General features: G+C 70.0%; 4 protein-coding genes. All 4 read right to left on the reverse strand.

The window, feature by feature from the left end; genetic code table 11:
• On the reverse strand, positions 1–204 hold a 204-nt coding region (locus tag HR086_RS46020), incomplete at its 3' end, for a hypothetical protein (protein WP_217442226.1).
• Complete coding sequence (locus tag HR086_RS46025; protein WP_174468823.1) at positions 201–698, reverse strand: Mov34/MPN/PAD-1 family protein; 498 nt, start codon at positions 696–698, stop codon at positions 201–203. The genes HR086_RS46025 and HR086_RS46020, both read right to left, overlap by 4 nt.
• Positions 695–2311 carry a hypothetical protein gene (locus tag HR086_RS49640; RefSeq protein ID WP_174468824.1) on the reverse strand — a complete coding sequence of 539 codons (1617 nt, stop codon included), beginning with the start codon at positions 2309–2311 and terminating at the stop codon, positions 695–697. The genes HR086_RS46025 and HR086_RS49640 overlap by 4 nt, the downstream gene beginning before the upstream one ends.
• The coding region (locus HR086_RS46035; RefSeq protein WP_174468825.1) for a terminase small subunit at positions 2308–2890 on the reverse strand (583 nt) is incomplete at its 5' end. The genes HR086_RS49640 and HR086_RS46035, both read right to left, overlap by 4 nt.

Below are 2890 nucleotides of genomic sequence, written 5' to 3' on the forward strand. Positions count from 1 at the left end.
GTCCTGGGTGGGCGGGGCCGGCGGCGAAAAGGCGTACCGCAGCACCTGCCCCATCCGGTACGAGGACGTGAAGCCCATGACGAAGGGCCCGGTGCGGAACACCTTCTCGTCCCTGCGGAGGACGAGCTGCACGCCCGCTGCCCCGGCACTGTCCCCGCCCAGGCACACGCGGCCCTTCGCCACCACGCCAGCAATGCACGTCACGTTGTCACCTCCTGCGCCATGCGGCGGGCGGCGGACTCGCCGCGCACCAGGGTAAAGAGAGAGGCCACGGCGGCACCCATATCGGCCGGGCCCGCCAGCAGCAGGTGCAGCACCTCGGGCCGGGACGGCGACAGCGTCCCCCGAATGGAGGCCACGTCCGTCGCGGACAGGACCGCGGGGCCGCCCGGGTGGGTGTGCCAGTCGCCCAGGTAGTGCAGCTCCGGGTGGACACGCGCTACCAGCCGGGTGTCCCGCGCACCGTCCGACTCGTAGCCCAGGCGGCTGCGACGCGCGCGCCTTCCCGGGCCCGTCAGCGCCAGCACGTGGGCCTCGCCGTCCACCACCTGCCCCAGCAGCAGCCCGCCCGTCTCCAGCGGGGCGCGCACGCGGGCCATGCGCTGGGCCTTCGCTAGCACCACGCGCCGCACCCAGACGCGGTACGGGCCGGACACGTACAGGACGGCACCTAGCACCGTGGCGCACGCGACGCTCACCGGTAGCTCCCCACCTTGAAGGTGTCGGCATCCTTGCCCAGCATCAGCTCCGTCAGCGCCCACACCGCGGCGTCCATGCGGTTGGGGCTCCAGGTGGACTCCCCGGGCACCCACGTCGTCATCTCGTCCTCGAGGGCAGGCAGTAGGCCCACGTGGTGCACCTTCCCGCGCTCGTACAGGGCGGCCACAGGCTCGGCGCGCTTCGCCTTGCCGCGAGAGGCCGTCACCACCTTCACGTTGACGGGCTTGCGCATCTCCTTCGCCTTGCTGCGAATGGTGGTCTCCACCATGTCGCCGCCGAAGTTCTTCTCGCCCACCACGGCGTCGGCCATCTCCCGCTCGTAGGCCGCCAGCGCCTTCGTGGCCCACGCCTCGGCGGAGAGCTTCCCAGAGGCGTCCAGCCACACGTAGGCGTGCCCGTTGGAGGCCTTCCCGGCGCAGACAATGCCCACCTCGTCGTTGCTGGGGCCGTCACCGCCTGCCGGGTCCACCGCCACCACCACGCGCACCATGGGCAGCGGCTTGCCCTCGGCGTCCACAGGCTTCGGCGCGCGCGCGTTCTCCAGCGTCTCCGGAGTCCACAAGGCGCCCACTGCGGCCGCCTTGAAGGCCTCCTCTACCGTCGCCGGGTACTCGCGCCGGAAGTCGGCCACGCCCTTCTCGAAGCCGGACACCTTCGAGCGGCGCCACGCCAGTTGCCCATCGTCCAGGGCGTAGCCGTGCACCTGGTGGCACAGCTCCGCGTACCGCACCTCCTCCGAGGTGCGCTCGAAGCCCGCGGGCACCGCCAGGCGGTACTCGTCCTGCCAGAACCACGGGATGAAGATGAGCTCGTACTCGTTCTCCCCCTTCTGCGCCGCGAGGCAGAGCCGGTAGAAGAGTCCCTGCGGTCCGTCGCTGGTGGACTCGAGGATGATTTCCGTCCCCGGCACGTTGCCCACGGCCTCCAGCACGCCGCGCATGTGGCCCGAGGCGTTGGGCCAGAAGGCGACTTCTGAGCCGTGGAAGTACTGCAGCGTCGACGAGCGCCCCGTCCCCTTGCTCCCCGCAGTGCCCACCTTGTACCCGGAGGCCAGCTTGTCGAAGAGCAGCTCCTTGGCGTTGGACGCGCTGGTGGTGGGCTTCACGAGCGCCGGGCAGTGCTCGTGGTACGTCTTCGCCATCTTGAAGAGGTTCGCCGTCGCCGGGTCCTCGTGCGTGAGGATGTAGGCGCTCACGCCCTTCCGGTGCGTCACCCGCCAGTAGAAGCGCGCCTCCACGTACGTGCTGCACCCCTGCTGCCGCCCCTTGAGGATGATGGCGCGCACCCTCCCCGTCTTCCGGAGCTGCACCTCCAGTCGCTCGTGCAGGTACAACTGGGCCTTGTTCAGCTTCAGCCGCGGCAGCTCCGCCCCGGACACCTCCTTCGGGCGAATCCGCAGGCACTTCTCCGCGTAGTGGGGGAAGTCGTCCTTCAGCCGCTGGCGGATGGCCTTCTCTCGCGGCGACAGCTCCTCCTGCGCGTCCTGCACCACCGGCCGCCCACCACGCCCCCTCAGCTCGCGCGGCTGACGGCGCCGAGCCACCTGCGTCCGAAGAGAGGTCTTCTTCCGCGCCTGCCGGGCCGCGCTCACTCCAGCTCCCCCAGCGCTTCCTCGTGGCTCTTCTTCACCTCCGTCAGCTCCACCTTGTCGGTGAACATCTTCAGGTACTTGCCGAGCAGCTCCAGCGCCTTGTCCTTGGGCCAGAGCTTCAGCTTCGTCACCATGCCGACCTGGACGCGCTCCTCCCCCTTCCCCGCGAAGAGCTCTTCCACCTCGATGCTGGAGATGGCCCGGCGGAAGTCCTCGGGCATGTCCTTCAACGCGAGCACACCACCGCGCTCTCCCACGCCCTGGCCGATGTCGGAGAAGGCGATACGCCGCAGCTCGCGGATGACCTCGGCGACCTCGACGACGACCTCTTCCTTCACGGCCTCATCGAGGGCCGCCTGGCCAGCCTCCACGGCCGCCAGCACCTTGGCATTCCTCAACAGGCGGGAGCCCTGGGACTCCGCCGTCGCCTCGGAGTACCCCGCGCGGATGGCGGCCTGGGCCGCGCAGGAGTCCTTCAGGAACTCCCGGACGAAGGCGCGCTGCTTGGGCGTCAGTGATCGCGAGGCATCGCCCTTGCCGTCGTCCGGCTCCGGGGCGTCTGTCTCTTGTACACATCTC

The organism is Myxococcus sp. CA039A, from assembly GCF_013336645.1.
GTDB lineage: Bacteria > Myxococcota > Myxococcia > Myxococcales > Myxococcaceae > Myxococcus > Myxococcus llanfairpwllgwyngyllgogerychwyrndrobwllllantysiliogogogochensis.